Genomic DNA, 19,352 nt, shown 5'->3' with positions numbered 1-19,352 from the left:
GCTCGTGCGGGGTGTTCGCGCGGCACGAGTACCCGCAGGACCTGATCGGGGACGGCCCGGGCCGCGTCCTCGTTCCCCGCCGGGGCGGTGGGCGGACTGGACGTCCTCGCGGCGGCGGCCCGGGCGGGCACCGATGAGGCCGCGCTTCGCCACGTCACCATCAAGAGCCCGGCCGCCCTGGGCATCCGGCAGACCCTCGACACGCCCCTCGAGGTCTTCCGCGGGTCCGCGCGGGAGGCGGCGCTGGAGTTCCCCCGCACCTCCAACGCCTCCGTGGCGCTCGCGCTCGCGACGCTCGGCCTGGACCGCGTGGAGTCGATCGTGGTGGCCGACCCCGGGGTGCAGCGCACCCGACACGTGGTGGAGTGGGAGTCCCCGGTGGGCCGCTACGACATGCGTTTCGAGAACGCGGTGGACCCGGACTCCGGTGGCCGCACCTCGGCGATCACGGCATGGTCGGTGGCCGGGGTCCTCACCTCGATCAGGGCCGGGGCCGGGCCCGGGGTGGTGGTCGTGGCTGCGGCCCGACCGGTGGAGGGTGCGCGGGTGACGCCATAGCGTGGAGGGTCCAGCCGCCACGAAAGGTGTCCCATGACCCACGCACGGCCCTCCGACCCCGATCCGAGTCAGAGCCCCGATCTCGACAGCGGCGGTTCACCCGACGGACCGCAGACCCCGGACTCCGATTCCACGTCGATGCAGTCGGACAGCGCCACGGAGAAGCAGAGCCCGACGCAACGGCAGAGCCCCACCCCGTCCCCGTCCAAGAAGGGGGCATACATCCCGATCGTCGTCATCGTCGTCGTCGTCCTCCTCCTGGTCATCGGGCTCGTGGGCTACGCAGTGACGGTCTGACCCGTGTCCGCCGCGTTCGACACCGTGATCATCGGAGGGGGCAACGCCGGGATCTCCCTGGCGGCCCGCCTGCGCCGGGACGGTCGGCAGAACATCGCTCTGGTCGACCCGAGTCCCGTGCACCGGTACCGGCCGATGCTCAACTACGCCGCCACCGGCCTGGCACCGATGAGGCGGTACGAACGCGCGATGACGGACGTCGTCCCCGCCGGCGTCCACCTGCTCCCCCACCTGGCCGGACGGGTCGACACGGACGCCCACACCGTCACCCTCGGTCCGCGCGAGGAGGGTCCCACGATCACCTACGAGGACCTGGTCGTGTGCCCCGGCCTGACCCCGCGGTGGGACGCGGTCCCCGGGCTGGACAAGGCCTACGTCGCCGGATGGGCGGCCTCGGCCCACGTGCCCGAGTACGCGGGTCGCGCGTGCGCCGCGCTGGTCCGCCTGCGCGAGGGGACCGTGGTGTTCTCGGTGCCACCCGAACCCGCCTCCTGCGGCGGGACCGTGCTCAAGGCCATGTTCCTGGCGTGCGACCGCTGGCGGCGCGAGAAGGTGCTCGATCGTATCGACGTGCACCTGGTGACCCCGTTCCGCGGACTCCTCGGACTCGAACCGTGCGACTCGCGGGTGCAGCCGTACCTCCGGGAGTACGGCATCACCGTCCACGAGGGATCCGAGGTCGCCGCCGTGGATCACCACGCCCGCACCGTCACACTCGACGGCCCGGTCCCCACCACGATCGAGGACGTCGACCTGGCCTACGTCACCCCTCTGAGCCGCGCGCCGAAGTTCATCGCCGACGCCGGGTTGTCCGACGGCGGTGTCGCCGGGCTGGTCGAGGTGGACCCCCGGACCCTGCGCCACGCGCGCCTCGACTCGGTCTGGGGCCTGGGCGACGCCGCGACCGTCGACACCCGTCCGTCAGGAGGGGCGCTGAGACCGCAGGTGGCGGTGGTCGCCGACAACCTGCGCGCGGCCCGTGACGGCGGACCCGGCACGCGGTACGACGGCTACACGATCATCCCGATCGCCGTGAGCCGCGACCGGCTGATGCTGGTCGAGCACGACCGGGACGGTCGGCCCGCACCGTCGGTGCGCGGGATCGACCTGACCGTGCCCAGACGCTCGACCTACGCGTTCGACCGGTATCTGCAGCCGATGGTCTACTTCCGGAAGCTGCTCCGCGGGCGGGTCTGAAGGCGGGTCAGTCCCGCGACACGGCCCCGGCCCCGGACCCGGCCCCGGACCCCGCCCCGGCACACAGTGCGGCCTCGATCATGTCGTAGAGGTGCGCCACGACGTCCTCGAACCGCGCGTTGACCACGGTGTTCCGGGCGTCCCGGCGGTCCTCGTAGACCGCCAGCGCCCCGGTGAACATCTGGGTGGCCAGGTCGATGCGTTCGAACGCCACCCGCCGCGGCAAGTGGGAGAGCACGTCGATCAGCCGCACCACCACGTCGTCGGTCGCCGTCCGCAGATCCGCCTCCGGGATGCCCGGCGCCATGACCGGCCCGACCCGCTGCAGGAACCGCGCGTAGTGCGTGGCCTCGGGGTGGGCGCGCAGGAGCTCGACGATCGGTTCGAACAGCACCCCGACGAGGGTGTGCAGGTCGTAGCCCAGACCCTGCTCGTCGGCCGCGGCCAGCCGCGCCTTCCGGGCGGAGTCCAGGGAGATGATCCGGCGTCGCAACACCTGCAGGATCAACCCGTCGCGGCTGCCGAAGTGGTACTGGACGGCCGAGTTGTTGCGTTGACCGGCCGCCGTCGCGACGTCGCGCATCGAGACGTCGTCCAGCCCCCGCTCGCTGATCATCTTCTCGGCGACCTCGATCATCGCCGTCTTGGCGTCCTTGGCCTCGCGGGAATCGCCGGCCTCCTCGGGCATCTCGGCCACGTCGGCTGCGCTCCCCTCGGCTGAGGTCTCATCAGATCTTCGCTGCACCGGGACTCCACTTCCGACCTGCCGCCTCGCCCAGCTGATTGAAACTGAGCACCGTCAGGAATAGTACGACCGCCGGGACGCCGACGAGATACGGGTATCGCTGGAAATCGGCCTGACCGGCACTGATCATGTTGCCCCATGTCGGTTCCGGCCGGGGAATGCTCAGCCCCAGGTAGCTCAGCGACGCCTCGGCCACGATCAACACGGCGACGAGCATGAAGCTGTACGAGAAGACCGGCTGGACGATGTTCGGGGTGACCTCCCGCAGCATGATCCGCAGTTCACCCGCCCCGAGCGACCTCGCCGCGGTGACGAACTCCCGGCCGGCGAAGCTCATCGCGTTGGCCCGGACGAGCCGGGCGTAGGCCGGGACAACCATGATCCCGAGGGCGAGGGTGATGTTGGGCAGCGTCGGGTCGAGCACGGTGACGATCGCGATGAGCAGGATGAGCGACGGGAACGCCAGCAGGGTGTCAGTGATGATGGAGACGATGCGATCGGTCCACCCACCCCGGTAGCCGGCCACCAGCCCGAGCGCGCCACCGACGAGGGCCCCGACCAGGACTCCGCCGATGCCCACGACGAGGGAGACCCGGGCGCCGTAGAGCAGGCCTCCCAGGATGTCCAGGCCCTGTCCGTCCGTCCCGAGGGGATGGTCGGACAGCAGGTCGGGGGCGAGGGTCGACGGCGTCATCAGCGCGAGGGACGGGTCGCGCGCCTCGGCCAGCGGCAGGAAGTCCACGAACAGTGCGCCCAGGACGATGAGGACGGTCCAGGCCAGGGCGAGCGCGGTGCCGAGTCCGGACAACCGGGGCATCCTCGGACGGCGGCGTACCGGGGTGGCGGCGGCCACGGTGGGATCGGCGACGACGGCGGGGCCCGCGACGGGCCCGGAGGCAGCGCGGGTGGAGGCTGCCCCGGTGGGATCGGGGCGGCTGGAATCGGGGCGGGTCGGGTCGGTGTCAGCCACGGCGGATCCTCGGGTCGATGAGTGCGTACGTGACGTCGACGGTCATGTTGACCAGGACGTAGAACACGGCGATCACGATCACCCCGCCGAGTACGACCGGCAGGTTGTCGTTCTGGACGGCGTCGACGATCATGCTGCCCATGCCGGGGAGGTTGAACAGCCGCTCGACCACCACCGTCCCGCCGATGAGCCGGCCCAGACTGATCCCGGCCAGGGTGATGATGGAGACCGTGGACGGCCGCAGCGCCTCCGCGACCAGGACGTGCCGGGTGGGCATGCCCTTGGCGCGGGCCGAGAGGACGAAGTCCTGCTGGAGGGTGGAGATCATGTCGGTCCGCAGGACGCGGGTGAAGATCGCGACCTCCATCAGGGCGAGGGTGATGGCCGGCAGGGCGATGCTCCGCAGGTTCTCCCCCAGTCCGTCGGCCAGCGGCACGTAGCCCTGCCGCGGGAACTCGGGGAGGAACAGGGCCAGCAGGGCCAGCACCGCGCCCACCGCGACGCCACCGATCAGGGCCCGGCCCCACATCACCCCGGGTGACCCGGGGCCGCCGCGCCTGCCGAGCGGGGACAGCGCCACCGCGAGGCCGATCACCACCGCCGCGCCGAGGATCAACTGCTGCGCCAACGAGTGGTTGAAGACCAACAGGTAGATCAGCAGCAGGCCGGCCACGAAGCTGGGGACCGAGATGAACGCGAACGCCACGATCGAGGCCACCTGGTCGAACACCCCACCGCGCCGGTAGGCCGACCACACGGCGACGGGCACCGCGATCGCCAGCGAGAGGATGATCGACAGGAACGCGAGCTGCATGGTGACCGGCAGCGCGTTGCCGATCAGCTCCACCACGGACTGGTTGGGCGGGACCAGCGAGTTCCCGAGGTCGCCGGAGGCCACCCCTCCGACCCAGTCGGTGAACCGGGTCCACACGGGATCGTCCAGCCCAAGCTCCTCCCTCGCCAGCTGGTATTGCTCCGCGGTGGCTCCCGGGCCGACGGCCGAGGCCGCGGAGTCGCCCGGCACCGCCTCCATGAGGAAGAACGCGCCGGTCGCGGCGAGTACGACGACGACGACCGCGTGCAGAGCGCGTTCGCCAATGAACCTGAGCACGTAGAGACCCTTCGATTGAGACACCGCCTGAGGCGGTTACTTAGTCGTCTTGACGTAGACACCATATGCCGTGATACTCGTCACAGCAAGACGGATTAAGTAGATGACTTAGACCGGACCATCACACCGAGGAGGCCGTCATCGCCGCCGCACCACCCCGCCGACCCGTGTCGTCGAACGACCGGGACGACCTGCTGCTCGAGGTCCGGGAACTCCGCACCCACATCGACACCCCCTCCGGGCGCATCACGCCCGTCGACGGGGTCGACATCTCCCTGCGCCGCGGCGAGACGATCGGCATCGTCGGCGAGTCCGGCTCCGGCAAGTCGATGCTCGTCCGCTCGATCATGGGCATCGCCCCCACCTCCGCGCGGGTGGATCCCTCCTCGACGGTCCGTTTCGACGGCCGGGACGTCCTGGCCCTGTCCCAGCGCGAGGCACAGAAGTTCTGGGGACGCGAGATCGCGATGGTCTTCCAGGACCCGCTCACCTCGCTCAACCCCATCCGGACCATCGGTCGGCAGATCATCGACCCGCTGCGGCACCATCTGGGACTGGGTCGCCGGGAGGCGGCCGACCGCGCGGTCGAGCTCCTCGAGCGGGTCCGGATCCCCTCTCCCCGCGCCCGCCTCACCGAGTACCCCCACCAGCTCTCCGGCGGCATGCGCCAACGCGTCGGGATCGCCATCGCCCTGTCCTGCTCGCCCAAGCTGCTCATCGCCGACGAGCCCACCACCGCGCTCGACGTGACGGTGCAGCACGAGATCCTCGACCTCCTCCACGGGCTGCAGGCCGACGGGGACATGGCGATGATCCTGGTCAGCCACGACCTCGCCGTGGTCTCGCAGCACACCGACCGGATCGGGGTCATGTACGCCGGTCGGTTCCTCGAGGTGGGCGACACCCGGGCGCTGCTCGACGAACCCGCGCACCCCTACACCGGCGCACTGCTGGACTCGATCCCGCGGCCGGACCTGCCTCCGCACACCCGGCTCACCGTGATCGAGGGGCGCCCGCCGAACCTGCGGGAGATGCCGCCGGGATGCCGGTTCGCCCCGAGATGCCCCCGGGTGGCGGACGACTGCCTCGTCGTCGACCCCCCTCTCGGGGACCTCGCCACGGCCTCCACCTCCCACCCCACGGCGACCACCGTCCACCGCGTCGGATGTCTCCACCCCACCGTCCCCGTCCACCACCGCACCAGCAGCGAGGCCTCATGACCGGCTCCAGTCAGCACGTCGCCGACGCGGCCACCCCGCCGGACGCGGGACGGCTCGGGGACGCCAAGCTCGTCGTCGATCACGTGACCGTCGAGTACCACACCCGCAAGGGGACGGTCCACGCCGTCTCGGACGTCTCCCTCGACGTCCCCCGCGGCAGGACGCTGGCTCTGGTCGGCGAGTCCGGCTGCGGCAAGTCCAGCCTCGGTCGCGCGTTGCTCCAGCTCCCCCGTCCCACCTCCGGGCGGGTGATGGTCGACGAGACCGACCTGTGCTCGCTCTCCGGGGCCTCCCTCACCCGGGCCCGGAAGCTGATCCAGATGGTGTTCCAGGACCCCGTCTCGTCGCTCAATCCCCGCCGCAGGGTCCGGGACATCGTGGCGGAGGGCCTGGAGATCCAGGGCGTCGACGGTGGCCGGGAGGAGATCCGGCGCCGGGTCGACGCGGCCCTCGAGGCGGTGGGCCTGGACCCCGACCACGCCGGTGGCCGGCGCCCGTCCGAGTTCTCGGGCGGCCAGTGCCAACGCATCGCGCTGGCCCGGGCACTGGTGCTCGAGCCCGAGGTGCTGGTGTGCGACGAGCCGGTCTCGGCGCTCGACGTCTCCGTGCAGGCGCAGATCCTCAATCTGCTCGAGGAGATGAAGGAGCGCTACCGGCTGACGATGGTCTTCATCTCCCACGACCTGTCGGTGGTGCACAACATCGCCGACCAGGTGGCCGTGATGTACCTCGGCACGGTGTGCGAGGTCGCCGACACCTCCTCCCTCTACCGCGCGCCCGCCCACCCGTACACGATGCTGCTCATCTCGTCGGCCCCCACACTCGGCGGCACCCTCGCGGACACGCTCGGCGAGTCGCCGATCACCGCCACGAGTTCGGAACTGCCCTCCCCGCTCGACCCCCCGTCCGGTTGCCGCTTCCGTACCCGGTGCCCCCGGGCCACCGAGATCTGCGCAGCCGAACGCCCACAGCTGACCGTCATCGCACCCGGCCACCAGGTCGCGTGCCACCACCCTCTCGAGGAGAACCGATGAAGCGCACCACCAGCGCACTGGCCGTACTAGCGGCGGCCACCCTGACCCTGACCGCATGTGGCGGGGGCGGGGACGACTCGACCGCCGCGGCCGGCGGCGAGGGCCTCGCGCCGGACCAGTCCGAGCGCTGCACCGAGGACCGCGCCGGCGGCACGATCACCGTGGGCGAGTTCTCCATGCTCCCCAGCTTCGCGCCCGGCCAGGGCCAGTACGGCGTCCGCGGCGGCGCCCAGTCGGCGGCCGTCTACGACCGGCTCATGGTGTGGAACCCGGAGGCCGAGGAGTTCGAGCCCAAGCTGGCCGAGTCGCTGGAGTCCAACGACGACAACACCGTGTGGACCCTCACCCTCCGCGACGGAGTGACCTTCTCCAACGGCGACCCGCTCACCGCGGAGGACGTCGCGTTCACGGTGGGCCTGCACAAGGACCCCGCCACCCGGTCGGTCGCGATGACCGAGGCCATGGAGATCACCGAGGCGCGGGTGGTGGACCCGCTCACCGTCGAGTTCACGCTCGCCGACCCGTGGGCCGGGTTCCCCATCACGCTCGCCGGGACCGTCGGGGAGGTCATCCCCCGGGACGCCTACGAGGCCGCCGACCCGCAGGAGTGGGCCAGCAACCCGATCGGCGCCGGAGCGTTCACCGTCGCCGACTTCACGCCGGACCAGGAGACCGTGCTCGAGCCCAACCCCGACTACTACGGCGGTCCCGTCTGCCCGACCCTGAAGTTCATCCGCATCCCCGGATCCCAGGGCACCTACGACGCGTTCCAGACGGGTGAGGTCCAGGTCGGGTTCCTGCGCGGCGCCAAGTTCGTGAACATGGCCCAGGACGACGAGGTCCGCGGCTTCGAGGAGATCATCAGCTCCGGCTCGGTGATCAACATGAACTCCGGCAAGGCCGGATACGACGGCGTCCTGACCGACGTCCGCGCCCGCCAGGCCGTCGCCGCCGCGCTGGACCGCGACCTGTGGAACCAGCGCCTCTACAACGGTGAGGGCCAGGCCACCTCCGCACTCGTCGCCGACTCCTCCCGGCTCTACGACGGCCAGGAAGGGCCTGCGTACGACGTGGAGGCGGCCCGGGCCCTGGTGGAGGAGGTCAAGGCCGACACCCCGGACTGGGACGGCACCCTGCGCATGCTCATCGGCGACGGTCCCGAGAACATCGAGGCCGGAGTCGTGGCCAAGGCGCTGCTGGACGCGGCCGGGTTCACGGTCGTGATCGACAACGCGCCGGTCTCCCAGGTCACGGCACGCCAGTTCACCGGGGACTTCGAGATCGTGATCGGCGGACTGGCCACCTCGGACGCCGATCCTGCGGCCGCCTTCGCCAGCGGAATGCTCCCGACCGGGGCGACCAACATCACCGGGATCGACGACCCGGAGCTCACCGCCGCCATCAACGACCTCAAGGCCGCCGCCGACCTCGACGCCCAGAAGGAGGCGCTCACCCGCCTGCAGGAGGTCTTCAACGAGGTGCAGCCGTTCACCGTGATGGCCAACGCCGAGCAGTACGTCGCGATCTCCGACACCGTCGGGGGTCTCACCCCGACCCTGTCCTCGACGGTCCTCTACGACGGGGCGTTCGTCCAGGAGTGACCCCCGCCGGCCCTGTTCGGCCGGCTCCACTCCGCTCCCCCACGCACACGGGCCCCGGGCTCCCGCCCCACGGCGGGGCCGCCCGGGGCCCCGTTGTGTCCCGACCATGTCCACACACCCACAAGGAGAACAGATGACCCGCGTCACCAGCGCCCTGGCCGTCCTCGCCGCGACCACCCTCACCCTCACCGCCTGCGGGGGCGGTGACACCCGGACCGCCGGGGCCGCGTCCGGCGCCACCACCCCGGACCTGTCCGAGCGCTGCACCGAGGACCGCGCAGGCGGCACCATCACCGTGGGCGAGTACGCCATGCTCCCCACCTTCGCTCCGGGACAGGGGATGTTCGGCGTCCGCGGCGCCGCCCAGTCCGCCGCGGTCTACGACAGGCTCATGCGGTGGAACCCGGAGTCCGAGGAGTTCGAACCCAAGCTCGCCGAGTCCCTCGAGTCCACTGACGACAACACCGTGTGGACCCTGACCCTGCGGGACGGTGTCACCTTCTCCAACGGCGACGCCCTCACCGCCGAGGACGTGGCGTTCACCCTCGACCTGCACAAGGACCCGGCCACGCGCTCGAACGCGATGACGGACGCGATGCAGGTGGAACGCACCCGCGTCGTGGACCCGCTCACCGTCGAGTTCTCCCTGGCCGAGCCGTGGGCCGGCTTCCCGATCCTGCTCGCGGGCGTCGCCGGGGAGGTCATTCCCCGGGACGCCTACGAGGCGACGAGTCCCGAGGACTGGGCTCGCGAGCCGATCGGTGCGGGGGCGTTCACCGTGGCGTCCTACACCCCGGACCAGGAGGTCGTGCTGGAGCCGAACCCCGGTTACTACGGCGGCCCGGTCTGCCCCACCCTGCGCTTCGTCCGGATCCCCGGCTCGCAGGGCACCTATGAGGCGTTCCAGACCGGTGAGCTGCAGGTGGGCTTCCTGCGCGGGGCCAAGACCGTCACCGCCGCCCAGGACCGGGGCGAGCGCGGGTTCGAGGTGGTCACCAGCGCCGGGTCCATCGTCAACCTCAACGCCGGGGCGGCCGGGTACGACGGGGTCCTCACCGACGAGCGGGCCCGCCGGGCCTTCGCCCACGCACTCGATCGCGACCTGATCGACCAGCGCCTGACAGGCGGTCTCGGGCAGCCCACCGCCGCGCTCATCGCCGAGTCCTCGCGCTTCTACGACGGGCTGGAGGGGCCGCGGTACGACGTCGAGCAGGCCCGCGCCCTGGTGGAGGAGGTCAGGTCCGATCGGCCGGACTGGGACGGTTCCCTGACACTGCTGGTGGCGGATAGCCCCGAGAACATGGAGACCGGGGTGGCGATCAAGGCGTTGCTGGACGCCGCCGGCTTCGACGTCACCATCCAGAGCGGGCCCGTCGCGCAGGTCGTCGCCCGGCAGTTCACCAGTGACTTCGAGGCGGTGGTGGGCGGGCTGTCGCCGTCCGACGCCGATCCGGCGTCCACCTTCGCCGGTGCCATGGTTCCGGGCGGGTCGCTCAACCTCTCCGGCGTCGACGACCCCGAGCTCACCGCCGCGGTCTCGGCGTTCAAGGCCGCGCCGGATCTCGAATCGCAGAAGGCGGCGCTGGATGCCCTGCAGGAGGTCTACAACCGCGTCGTGCCGTTCGCGGTGATCGCCAACGCGGAGGAGTACGTGGTGATCGACGACTCGGTCCGGGGCGTCGCCCCCACCCTGTTCTCGACGATGATGTTCGACGGGGCGTTCGTGCAGGACTGACCGTGAACGCCGACGACCCCGGATCCCACCGAAGGGATCCGGGGTCGCGAGGTGGATCCGGGGTCGCGACGTGGATCCGGGGTCGCGACGTGTTCGAGTAGATCTGCGCGGATGGGTTCGCTCGTCCGGCCCCAGCCGCACGCGACCATGGCGCCTCGCGTGCGCCGATGTGCAGGCGAGACGCCATCCCCAGAAGCGGCTGCACCCGACATGTACGGGCGCACGAGCGAGACGCCAGGCGCGGGAGCGGATGGGCGCCGGGCTCGGGGCGGGACGCGCGGGATACGCGGGCGGTCCACGGGATGCGCCGGGCGGGTCACCGCATGCCCGCGCCCGGACGATCAACTCCCGCGCGTCACCACCCCGCGTATCCCGGGGCCACCGCCGGCCACGGCGCCGCGGCCTCGAGCTGGCCCGACAGCCTCAGCAGTGTGTCCTCGCGGGCGTAGTCCGCGACCAGTTGCACCCCCACCGGCATGCCCCGGGCGTCGGTGCCGGCCGGCAGCGAGAGGGCGGGCTGGCCGGAGAGGTTGAACATGCTGGTGGCGGCCGAGAACGTCGACGACCTGGTCCACATGGAGCCCGGGTCGGTGACGTCGAGGTAGCCCAGCTCGGGGGTCGTGGCCGGCATAGTCGGGAGGAGCAGCGCGTCGAATCCGGCGTCGTGGAACAGCTCGGCGATCCGCCAGCCGGTGCGCTGGGCGGTCTGCAGGGCGCGGGCCACGCGCGGCGCGGTCAGCGCTCCGGCGTTGTCGAGGATCGCCATGGTCCACGGTTCCAGGTCGCCTTCGCGGAGCTCCCGGCCCAGCGCGGCGAGCCGGTCCTCGACGCTCGCCCGCAGGCTCGCGCCCATGATGTCGCCGAGGGCCGTCATCGCCTCGATCACGTCGATGCCGAGTTCCACCTCGGCCAGCTCGTGCCCGAGCCCGGACAGGTGGGTCGCCGTCCGGTCCACGGCCGCCGAGCACTCGGGATCGGTCGGGAACGGGCCCGGGGCCGTGCGCATCACGCCGATCCGTAGGACCCCGGGGTCGAATCCGACCTCTTCCACGAACGGCCGCCGCGGGGTCGGGGCTCCGTAGGCGTCGCCTGGCACGTGGCCCGCCACCGCGTCGAGTAGTGCCGCGCTGTCGCGCACGGTCGTGGTCACGGCGTGGTGGTACGAGATCGGCGCGGCCAGCGCGGAGGGATGCGGCCAGGCGGGTACCCGACCTCGACTGGGCTTGAGCCCGACCAGCCCGCACATCGCCGCGGGGATGCGGATCGAGCCACCCCCGTCGGTGGCGTGCGCGACCGGCACCATCCCCGAGGCCACCGCCGCCGCCGACCCGCCGCTGGAGCCCCCGGTGGAGCGGGAGGTGTCCCAGGGGTTGCGGCAGGGCCCGTACAGGAGCGATTCGGTGGTGGTGGTCTTGCCCATCTCGGGCACGTTGGTGGTGCCCAGGACGACCATTCCCGCCGCCTTGTACCGCCGGACGACCGCGCTGTCGACGGTCGCGACGACGTCGGCGAAGAGCCTCGAACCGTCCGTGGCGGGTTGCCCCGCCACATCCGTGCCGAGGTTCTTGATGACGATCGGCACGCCCCGGAGCGGGCCGTCCGGCAGTCCCGCCGCCACCTCGGCGCGCGCGGCGTCGACGCGGGTGGAGACCACGGCGTTGAGCCCGGGGTCAAGCCGCTCGATCCGGCGGACCGCCTCCTCCAGCACCTCGGCGGGGTCGGTGGAGCCGGAGCGGATGTCGGCGGCCAGGGCCAGCGCATCTCGGCTGTTCGGTGCGGTGGTCGCGGGGCCGGGGGTCGGGGTCATGGCGGCAGCTTTCCGGGAGGGGGCGGGGTGGGACGACGACGACGAGGTCAGCCCCAGCGGGACTGGCCGCCGTCGAGGGGGATGGTGGCACCGCTGAGGTACGAGGCCTCGGCCGAGCACAGCCAGGCCACCGGGCGACCGATGTCGGGGAGGGGGTCGCCCACGCGGCCGGCGGGGATGCTCGACACGAACTCCTCCGCCTCCTCGGGGTTGTTCTCCATCCACCAGTCCAGCCCGGGGCTGTGGGCGTGTGGCGCCACGTTGAGGGCGCGGGTGCCCTCGGCCGCCCACTCGTAGGCGGCGGCGCGGGTCAGGGCGCGGATGGCCTCCTTGACCGCGGCGTAGACGCCGTAGTTCGCGGCGTCCCACCGGACGGCGGCGGCGGTCACGAGGTTGATGATCGTGCCCCCTCCGCGCTTGGCCATCTCGGGCCGGGCCAGCTTCATCAGGGTGAAGGTCACTCGGGGGCCGCCCTCGAAGGCCTTGCGGAACTCGTCGTCGGGGTAGTCGGACAGCGGCAGCGGCATGGCCATGTTGGCGTTGTTGACCAGGATGTCGACCCCGCCGAGCTTCTCCACGGCGGTCGCGATGATCGCCTCGGGGGCGCCGTCGGTGATGATGTCCACGGCCAGGCACTCGGCCGTGCCACCGTTCGAGCGGATGATCTCGGCGACCCGCTCGAGCTTGCGCATCCGACGCCCGACCAGCAACAGCGCGGCACCGGATTCGGCGAGGCCGAGCGCGATGCCCTCCCCGACCCCCTGCCCGCCGCCGGTGACGATGGCGACCTTTCCGGCCAGACGGTTCTCCCGTGCGGTGCCGGCGGTCTCGGTGTGCTGCGCGGTCGTGTCGGTCTGCGTGGTCGTGTCGGTCTGTGTGGTGCCGTCGGTCTGTGCGGTGCTGTCGGTCATGGGGTCCTCCGGGGTCGGTACGGGAATCTGTGGGAGTGGGAGCGGGGCGTCACGGCGATCACGCGGTGGCGAAGGTCGATCACGCGGTGGCGAAGGTCGATCACGCGGTGGCGAAGGTGACGAGGCCGGCGATCACCACGAGGGAGATCACGGCGGAGCGGAACACGTGGGTGGGCAGGCGCATGGCGATGCCGATTCCGAGCTGGTTGGCCAGGACCCCGACGACGGTGCAGGCCACCACCATGGGCAGCAGGGCGGGCAGGTCGATCTCGGTGCCCGACCACAACAGTGCGAGGGAGACCAGGCTGGTGATGACGAAGTACCCGGCGAGGTCGGCGATGAAGCCCAGCGGCGGCAGCCTGGCCCGGCTGAGCAGCAGGACGACCGGCGGTCCGTTGAGCGAGGTGGTGGTGGAGAAGTACCCGCTGATCACCCCGGTGACCGCGGTCGCGATCGCCGAGGGCGGCCGGGGTGTCCTGGCCGCGGGCAGCGCCATGGCGACCCCGCACAGGACCGTGATCGCGCCTGCCGCCGGCTTGAGGTGCTCCTCCGGCAGGAACGCGATGGTCTGAACGCCCAACCAGGCGCCCGGCACACTCGCCAGTCCCAGCACCGCGACGCGCGGCCAGGTGATGTGAGCGCGCAACTGCACGGTGACGCCCACCCTGGTGACCAGGGCCACGACAAGGTTCACCACCACCGTCTCGGCCAGTCCGATGCCCGCCATCAGCATCAACGGGGTGGCCAACAGGGACGTGCCGAACCCGGTGGCGCCGCCGATGACCGAGGCCGCCGCCACGCACAGCGCGGCGATGACGATCAGCTCCACGCGTCACCGTCACGGTCACAGTCGTCGTCACCGACTCGCCGGGCAGAGCTTGCACCGTCCGCCCGCGCCCTCACTGCCCGCCGGTGGGGGCGAGGTGGTTGTCCGTGAGCTGGAAACTCGGGATGTCCTTGAGGTTGAGCATCGCCTCGTAGGTGCGCTTGTAGCCGGTGCTCGTGATGACCCAGCGACCGTCCTGGCGCGCGTAGGTGTCGGAGTAGAAGGCGCTTCCGATGATCATCGTGTCGAAGGCGGGCACGATCACCCGGTCCTGCAGGTACCAGCGGCCGGTCGCGGTGTCGCCGTCCACCTCGATCTCCGGGTGGTGGGCCTGGTGCTCGGTGATGACGTCGTCGGTCATCTGCTCCCGCAACCCGGCCACCACCTCGTCGCGGCCGGTGTAGGACAGGCGCTTGCCGTAGGAGGCCGAGACCTCGGGGGCGAGTGTCCCGGCGAGCTCGTCCCACAGTCGCAGATCCACACAACGCAGGTAGCGGTACTTCAGGGACTTGATCGCGTCGATGTCGTCGCGGCGGTCAGTGGTGGTCATCGTCGGCCTTTCGCACGAGGGGCGGGGCGCGTCAATCCACACCCGTCAACCCGACTGTAGTCAATTGTGTACAGTTTGGGAATGGAAAGTGAGAACCGATCCGACGACGACGAGGACGGCCTCCCCGGACCGACCCCGCCCTACTCCGCGCCCACCCGCGGGCACGGCGCCCCGCGACCCCGCCCGACCGGTCGCGACGAGGTCCGTTCCGCCGTCCTGCGCGAGGCCCGGCGGCTACTGTCCGAGCGCGGGCCGCACGTGCCGTTGCGCGATATCGCGGACGCCGCGGACGTCAACCTCGGCCTGATCCACCGGCACGTCGGCCGGAAGGACGCCCTGCTGACCACCGTCATGCAGGAGGCGGTGCGCCTCGGCGCCGCGCGGCTCGAGCACCTCGACGACGCGGGCGAGGCCGTGCGCGGGATGCTGCTCGGCGCCACCGCACACCCGGAGATCAGCCGCCTCCTGGCCTGGTTGGCCCTGGACGGCGAGGCGGCGTTCCCACCGATGGTCGACCCGGCCGAACGACCGGCCGCCGCCCTGAGGCGCATGACCTCTCCCCCGCCGGCCGGGGACGTCGAGCTGCTCCTGGTCTTCACCGCCGTCTACGCCTGGCCGGTGCTGCGGGGCGCACTTCTGGACACCCTCGACATCCCGGCCGACCAGCGCGAGGAGATCGACGAGCGGCTCGCCGATCTCCTCGCCCGCATGGTGACGGGCCACCGCGACGGCGGGGACGGGACGGACTAGACGGTGGGCCCCTCCGGCCCGTGACCGACCGGACCCTCCGGCCCCTGGCCGACCGGGGTCTCCGGCCCGTGACCCGCCGGGACCTCCGGACCGTGACCCGCCGGGACCTCCGGCCCGTGACCGACCGGCTCCTCCGGCCCCTGGTCCAGGCGGAACGGAGGGTACTCGTCGCGCAGGAGCAGGACGTACGAGCCGACCCGGTACACCCAGCGGTTCAGACCCACGATCAGGTCGAAGAGCCCGGGCAGGTAGCGGCCGGTGAACAGCAACCCGATCGCGGCGATCAGCACGAGCAGGCCCACCAGCGAGATGTTCCACTCGGCGCCCCCGTACTCCGAGGCGCTGGTCAGAGCCGCCCCGCCGCCGGTGAGGATGCCCACGATGAGCAGGTGCGGGATCACGAGCAGCCACCACTTGACCAACACCAGGCCGCGCGAGAGCCGCTCGGGGTAGGCCACGTCCAACTCGGCCGGGTAGTCGGCGGGCGCCAGCGAGAAGGGCGGGTACCGATCGGTGCCGAGCACGGAGTAGGCGTAGAACCCCACGCGCCAGTTCCACCGCAGCACCCCGACGCTGTACATGAACCACGACCGCGGATAGCGACCGGTGAACAGCACGACCAGGCCCGCGGCGATGGTGGTGACCACCAGCGCGAACCACAGCAGCGCGATGACGATGTAGTGCGGGATCGCCAGCAGCCACTTGATCAGCCACATCGCGCGCGAGACCTGCGGGTCCGGGAGCCCGGTCAGACGCAGCGGATCGGGACCCGCGCCCACGGCGGGGACGCCCGCACCGGGCCCGCGGTCGATGTCGCGCCCGAGGCCGGCGGTCCCCAGCAGGATCAGCGGCAGCCCCAGCACCAGCGCCACGATCCCGGTGACCAGAACCCCGGGATTGGCGAGCCCGAACAGCTCGGTGTGCGCGCCCACCTGCACGTCGACCCACACCGGGCGGGTGCCGTCGGCGTTCATCACCACGACCACCCAGTCGCCGGACTGCAGGTCGACGGTGATCGTCTGCTGCTCGCCGCCCGTCGCGGACTGGGCCCAGAAGTCCTGGTCGGTCGGCGGTTCGGGGGTGCGGGTGCCGGGCACCTCGTCGAGCGCGGTGTCGGGGTCGGACCCCGTGCCCCATGTGTACGGGGTGTCGACGGTGTACCCGGTGTCCCACGGGTCGTCGCCGAACACCGCGTGGGGGACGTCGTTGAGATAGGCCGAGACATCGGACGCATCGGCGATGCCGATGAACACGTCCTGATCGGGGACCACCGGGGTCGCGCGGAGCTGGATACTGATCAGGTCGTCGAGACCGAACGTGCCGACGGTGGCGCCCTCGTCGACGTGGACCGTGAGGGGCGCGGTCGTGATGGCGTGGCCGACGGTCTGGAGTCGATCGGTGTCCGTGTAGGCGTAGCGACCGTCGCGCTGGGAGGCCTCGGCCACCATGAGAGCCGCGCCGGTGGCGGTCATCCCGAGGCCGAACACGGCCAGCAGGACCCCCGCGACGAGCATGACCCAGTTCACCGGGCGGGTTCGGGGAGGGTGGTGGACCGTGGCGGAGGACGGCCCGGACGGGGTGTCATGTGGAGTTGCCATGATGAGTCCTTGTGCAGTGGGGTGCGGATCCACCAGGGACGGCGCATCCGCCTACATGAGGTGACGTTACTCTTATACGGGCAGTGTGACGCCCGTTTACTCGGGTCTCCAGCCCCGGCTCCAACCCCACCATCGGCCCCCTTCACCCCCGGGTCGCCCTCGGCCCCGGACCCGGCCCCGGACGCGGTGGTGATCCCCGCCCGGCGACATCGCCGCGATCTGCGCCTTCGGCCTGACATACCTACCGGTACAGCGGCCGTGGCGGCGCCGCATCGAACTGCGGACCGATGCGCTCGTCCCGGGCGCGGGTGAGGAGGCCTCACTCATCCCGTGGGATGACATCGCGGCGATCAGGCAGGCCCCGCTCGTGTCGACCGCGAGAACAGAGGGACAGCGGTGCGGGTCGCGGCGCGCGGGTCAGGGCCGCGGCGCGGAGAACCCCGTCGCGGGCAGCGAATGGAACCCGCGGGTGAACGGCGAGAGCGCCCGGACGGCCGCGCCCCTGTCGACCCCGATGGCCGGGTGCGCGGCGTAGAGCTCCTCCACGGCGATCCGCGCCTGCAGACGCGCGAAGTGCGAGCCGATGCAGAAGTGCGGGCCGCGGGCGAACCCCAGGTGCCCGGTGATCTCCCGGGTGATGTCGAGCTCCTCGGCGGTGGGACCGAACTCGCGCTCGTCGCGGTTGGCCGAGCCGTAGAGCATCATCACCTTCTCCCCCGCCGGGATCGTCACCCCGCCCACCGTCACCTCGCGGGTGGTCGTCCGCGCGAGCGCCTGCACGCTGGACTCGAAGCGCAGGCACTCCGAGAGCGCGCCGGGGATCAGCCCCGGGTCCGCCACGAGCAGCTCCCTCTGCGGCGGGTGCTCGTCGAGCAGCGCCACGGTGTGCGAGATGAGATTGCCGGTGGTGTCGTTGCCGCCCGCCACGATCACGAAGCAGAACCCGAGGATGTCCCAGTCGTCCAGCCTCTCGCCGTCGATCTCGGCCTGCGTCAGGGCGGAGACGAGGTCCTCTCCCGGGCTCGTGCGCCGCTCGGCGATGAGCTCCCCGAAGTAGGCGAACATCTCCGCCACCGCCGCCGCCGCTCCGCCCTCGAGGCCCGCCGGACGGAACCCCTCCTCCTGCAGGGTCGTCAGCGCGCTGACCCACGGGCCGAACCGGGGGCGGTCCGCTGCCGGCAGGTCGAACAGCTGGGCCAGCACGAAAGTGGGGATCTGCGAGCTGAAGTCCCGGTGCAGGTCGACCACCTCGTCGTCGTCCCTCTCGGCCATCTCGGCCAGGCGCCCACGGACGAAGTCGCGGATCTGCGGCTCGGTCTCCGCGACCCGCTTCGGGGAGAACGCCTTGGCCAGCAGCCGCCGCTTCCCGGTGTGCTCCGGCGGGTCCATCATGACGATGGTCGGCGCCAGCCCCAGCTTCTCGATCTCGTCGCGGTAGAAGGTCAGACCGCTGGCGGAGGAGAACGCCTCCGGGTCGCAGACCGCCGCGTCGACATCGGCGTAGCGGGACAGCGCCCAGAAGTCCGGGCGGGCCGCGGTGCCGTCCCCGCGGTGGAGGTGGACCGGGTCCGTCTCGCGCAACCGCCGGTAGCCGGGATAGGGATCGGCCAGGTGCGCGGGGTCGAACGGGTCGAAAGCGGGGCCCGTGGTGGTCTGGGCGGGCTCGGTCGGGGCCGGCTCGGTCGGGGCAGGCTCGGTCGGGGCCGGCTCGCGGGTGGGAAGAACTGGGCGGGTCATGGCCACATTTAACACGTGCTGTTAGACATTGGGAAGGGGCGATCTACACTCGGGCGGGTGCCCCGCTCCACCGCGATCTCACGCCAGCCCCGATCGACCGCCACCCGGGAGGCCCTCTACCAGGCCGGACTGCGGCGCTTCGCCTCCGACGGCTGGCGGACGGCGCGGATCCGCGACATCGTCGGCGACGCCGGCCAGGGCAACGACTCGGCGATCAACTACCACTTCGGCGGCCGCCTGGGCCTGTTGGAGGACGTGTTGCGCCGCGGGGTCCTGCGCATGGAGGACGAGCGTCGGGCCGATCTGCAACGGTGGGCGTCGTCGACCCCCGAACTCGCGGAGATCGTCCGGGCGGTGGTGTCCCCGTTGGCCGACCTGTTGGACGACGACGAGGGCCGCTGCACCCTCCGGGTGATCGCCCAGGTCGGTGCGCTCGCCGAGGTCGGCCGGACGGTCACCGGCGGCCCGGTCGCCGACACCGCTCTCCAGGACCAGCTCGAGATGCTGGTGTCGGCCGCGACCGCCCGCTGCGGCAGGGAGTTCGCCGGGCACCGGGTCCGGCAGCTCATCGTGATGCTCACCGCCGAGCTCGCGGTGCGGGCCTGCGACCCCCCGGAGGCCGGACCGGCCCACCGGGAGTACGTGGCCGATCTCGTGGACTGGCTCGCGGGGGGACTGGCCCGGCCCGCGCCGCGCTGACCGGCC

18 protein-coding genes are annotated in these 19,352 nt (G+C 71.7%); 9 read left to right on the top strand and 9 right to left on the bottom strand.

Annotated features, from left to right (window positions below; genetic code table 11):
- Nucleotides 1–87 precede the first annotated feature (87 nt).
- The 3 genes from G6031_RS00760 to G6031_RS00750 are packed head-to-tail and all read left to right on the top strand — an operon-like array spanning nt 88 to nt 2,052.
- Nucleotides 88–558, top strand: coding sequence for an aspartate dehydrogenase domain-containing protein (locus tag G6031_RS00760; protein WP_347238410.1), 471 nt, complete (start codon nt 88–90; stop codon nt 556–558).
- 33 nt (nt 559–591) lie between these two features.
- Nucleotides 592–855, top strand: a complete 264-nt coding sequence (locus tag G6031_RS00755) for a hypothetical protein (protein ID WP_182645468.1) — start codon at nt 592–594, stop codon at nt 853–855.
- Between the two features lie 3 nt (nt 856–858).
- Entirely contained in the window at nt 859–2,052 is a 1,194-nt protein-coding gene (locus G6031_RS00750) for an FAD-dependent oxidoreductase (protein ID WP_182652122.1), read from the top strand.
- Between the two features lie 7 nt (nt 2,053–2,059).
- Here G6031_RS00750 and G6031_RS00745 read toward each other — a convergent pair whose 3' ends face one another.
- From G6031_RS00745 to G6031_RS19140, 3 genes are read right to left on the bottom strand one after another with little or no spacing between them, the layout of a single operon-like run.
- Complete coding sequence (locus tag G6031_RS00745; protein WP_182652125.1) at nt 2,060–2,740, bottom strand: TetR/AcrR family transcriptional regulator; 681 nt, start codon at nt 2,738–2,740, stop codon at nt 2,060–2,062.
- Between the two features lie 40 nt (nt 2,741–2,780).
- A complete protein-coding gene (locus tag G6031_RS00740) occupies nt 2,781–3,767 on the bottom strand; it encodes an ABC transporter permease (protein WP_259847331.1) in 987 nt (328 codons plus the stop codon).
- A complete protein-coding gene (locus G6031_RS19140; RefSeq protein WP_179523249.1) occupies nt 3,760–4,878 on the bottom strand; it encodes an ABC transporter permease in 1,119 nt (372 codons plus the stop codon). Before G6031_RS19140 ends, G6031_RS00740 begins: the two co-directional genes overlap by 8 nt.
- Nucleotides 4,879–5,045: 167 nt before the next feature.
- On the opposite strand from G6031_RS19140, the gene G6031_RS00730 reads away from it, so the two are divergent.
- From G6031_RS00730 to G6031_RS00715, 4 genes are all read left to right on the top strand, one after another.
- Nucleotides 5,046–6,098, top strand: a complete 1,053-nt coding sequence (locus G6031_RS00730; RefSeq protein ID WP_346034441.1) for an ABC transporter ATP-binding protein — start codon at nt 5,046–5,048, stop codon at nt 6,096–6,098.
- Entirely contained in the window at nt 6,095–7,132 is a 1,038-nt protein-coding gene (locus tag G6031_RS00725; RefSeq protein ID WP_182652121.1) for an oligopeptide/dipeptide ABC transporter ATP-binding protein, read from the top strand. Before G6031_RS00730 ends, G6031_RS00725 begins: the two co-directional genes overlap by 4 nt.
- The gene (locus G6031_RS00720) at nt 7,129–8,733 is read left to right on the top strand and encodes an ABC transporter substrate-binding protein (RefSeq protein ID WP_182645471.1); all 1,605 of its coding nucleotides are present in this window, start codon (nt 7,129–7,131) and stop codon (nt 8,731–8,733) included. Before G6031_RS00725 ends, G6031_RS00720 begins: the two co-directional genes overlap by 4 nt.
- Before the next feature lie 133 nt (nt 8,734–8,866).
- Nucleotides 8,867–10,468: an ABC transporter substrate-binding protein gene (locus tag G6031_RS00715; RefSeq protein ID WP_182652120.1), complete on the top strand. Its 1,602-nt coding sequence runs from the start codon at nt 8,867–8,869 to the stop codon at nt 10,466–10,468.
- 355 nt (nt 10,469–10,823) lie between these two features.
- On the opposite strand, the gene G6031_RS00710 is transcribed toward G6031_RS00715, so the two are convergent.
- The 4 genes from G6031_RS00710 to G6031_RS00695 all read right to left on the bottom strand — a co-directional run bounded on the left by G6031_RS00710 (nt 10,824) and on the right by G6031_RS00695 (nt 14,562).
- Entirely contained in the window at nt 10,824–12,275 is a 1,452-nt protein-coding gene (locus tag G6031_RS00710) for an amidase (RefSeq protein WP_182652119.1), read from the bottom strand.
- Nucleotides 12,276–12,322: 47 nt separating this feature from the next.
- Nucleotides 12,323–13,186 (bottom strand): SDR family oxidoreductase, encoded by an 864-nt coding sequence (locus G6031_RS00705; RefSeq protein WP_241737109.1) that lies wholly within the window; start codon nt 13,184–13,186, stop codon nt 12,323–12,325.
- A 100-nt stretch (nt 13,187–13,286) separates the two neighbouring features.
- The gene (locus G6031_RS00700; protein ID WP_179523254.1) at nt 13,287–14,015 is read right to left on the bottom strand and encodes a sulfite exporter TauE/SafE family protein; all 729 of its coding nucleotides are present in this window, start codon (nt 14,013–14,015) and stop codon (nt 13,287–13,289) included.
- 70 nt (nt 14,016–14,085) lie between these two features.
- Complete coding sequence (locus G6031_RS00695; protein WP_179523255.1) at nt 14,086–14,562, bottom strand: nuclear transport factor 2 family protein; 477 nt, start codon at nt 14,560–14,562, stop codon at nt 14,086–14,088.
- 81 nt (nt 14,563–14,643) lie between these two features.
- Between G6031_RS00695 and G6031_RS00690 the strand changes: the two genes are divergently transcribed.
- Nucleotides 14,644–15,312 carry a TetR/AcrR family transcriptional regulator gene (locus tag G6031_RS00690; RefSeq protein ID WP_182652118.1) on the top strand — a complete coding sequence of 223 codons (669 nt, stop codon included), beginning with the start codon at nt 14,644–14,646 and terminating at the stop codon, nt 15,310–15,312.
- Here the strand turns inward: G6031_RS00690 and G6031_RS00685 are convergent.
- Both G6031_RS00685 and G6031_RS00680 read right to left on the bottom strand, forming a co-directional pair.
- The gene (locus G6031_RS00685; protein ID WP_241737108.1) at nt 15,309–16,910 is read right to left on the bottom strand and encodes a DUF4389 domain-containing protein; all 1,602 of its coding nucleotides are present in this window, start codon (nt 16,908–16,910) and stop codon (nt 15,309–15,311) included. The two genes, G6031_RS00690 and G6031_RS00685, sit on opposite strands and share 4 nt — an antisense overlap.
- Nucleotides 16,911–17,327: 417 nt before the next feature.
- Entirely contained in the window at nt 17,328–18,647 is a 1,320-nt protein-coding gene (locus tag G6031_RS00680) for a cytochrome P450 (RefSeq protein ID WP_182652117.1), read from the bottom strand.
- 57 nt (nt 18,648–18,704) lie between these two features.
- Here G6031_RS00680 and G6031_RS00675 point away from each other — a divergent pair, with 57 nt between their 5' ends.
- Complete coding sequence (locus G6031_RS00675) at nt 18,705–19,346, top strand: hypothetical protein (RefSeq protein WP_182652116.1); 642 nt, start codon at nt 18,705–18,707, stop codon at nt 19,344–19,346.
- The last annotated feature ends 6 nt before the right edge of the window (nt 19,347–19,352 follow it).

This window comes from Dietzia sp. CQ4 (assembly GCF_014145125.1).
Classification (GTDB): Bacteria; Actinomycetota; Actinomycetes; order Mycobacteriales; family Mycobacteriaceae; genus Dietzia; species Dietzia natronolimnaea.
This window is presented reverse-complemented; position numbering and strand designations above follow the sequence as displayed.

Excerpts from the sequence above, each read along its gene's own strand:
- G6031_RS00755 (WP_182645468.1), top strand. The coding sequence starts at position 592 with ATGACCCACGCACGGCCCTCCGACCCCGATCCGAGTCAGAGCCCCGAT.
- G6031_RS00745 (WP_182652125.1), bottom strand. The coding sequence starts at position 2,740 with ATGCCCGAGGAGGCCGGCGATTCCCGCGAGGCCAAGGACGCCAAGACG.
- G6031_RS00725 (WP_182652121.1), top strand. The coding sequence starts at position 6,095 with ATGACCGGCTCCAGTCAGCACGTCGCCGACGCGGCCACCCCGCCGGAC.
- G6031_RS00720 (WP_182645471.1), top strand. The coding sequence starts at position 7,129 with ATGAAGCGCACCACCAGCGCACTGGCCGTACTAGCGGCGGCCACCCTG.
- G6031_RS00715 (WP_182652120.1), top strand. The coding sequence starts at position 8,867 with ATGACCCGCGTCACCAGCGCCCTGGCCGTCCTCGCCGCGACCACCCTC.
- G6031_RS00710 (WP_182652119.1), bottom strand. The coding sequence starts at position 12,275 with ATGACCCCGACCCCCGGCCCCGCGACCACCGCACCGAACAGCCGAGAT.
- G6031_RS00705 (WP_241737109.1), bottom strand. The coding sequence starts at position 13,186 with ATGACCGACAGCACCGCACAGACCGACGGCACCACACAGACCGACACG.
- G6031_RS00695 (WP_179523255.1), bottom strand. The coding sequence starts at position 14,562 with ATGACCACCACTGACCGCCGCGACGACATCGACGCGATCAAGTCCCTG.
- G6031_RS00690 (WP_182652118.1), top strand. The coding sequence starts at position 14,644 with ATGGAAAGTGAGAACCGATCCGACGACGACGAGGACGGCCTCCCCGGA.
- G6031_RS00685 (WP_241737108.1), bottom strand. The coding sequence starts at position 16,910 with ATGGCAACTCCACATGACACCCCGTCCGGGCCGTCCTCCGCCACGGTC.
- G6031_RS00680 (WP_182652117.1), bottom strand. The coding sequence starts at position 18,647 with ATGACCCGCCCAGTTCTTCCCACCCGCGAGCCGGCCCCGACCGAGCCT.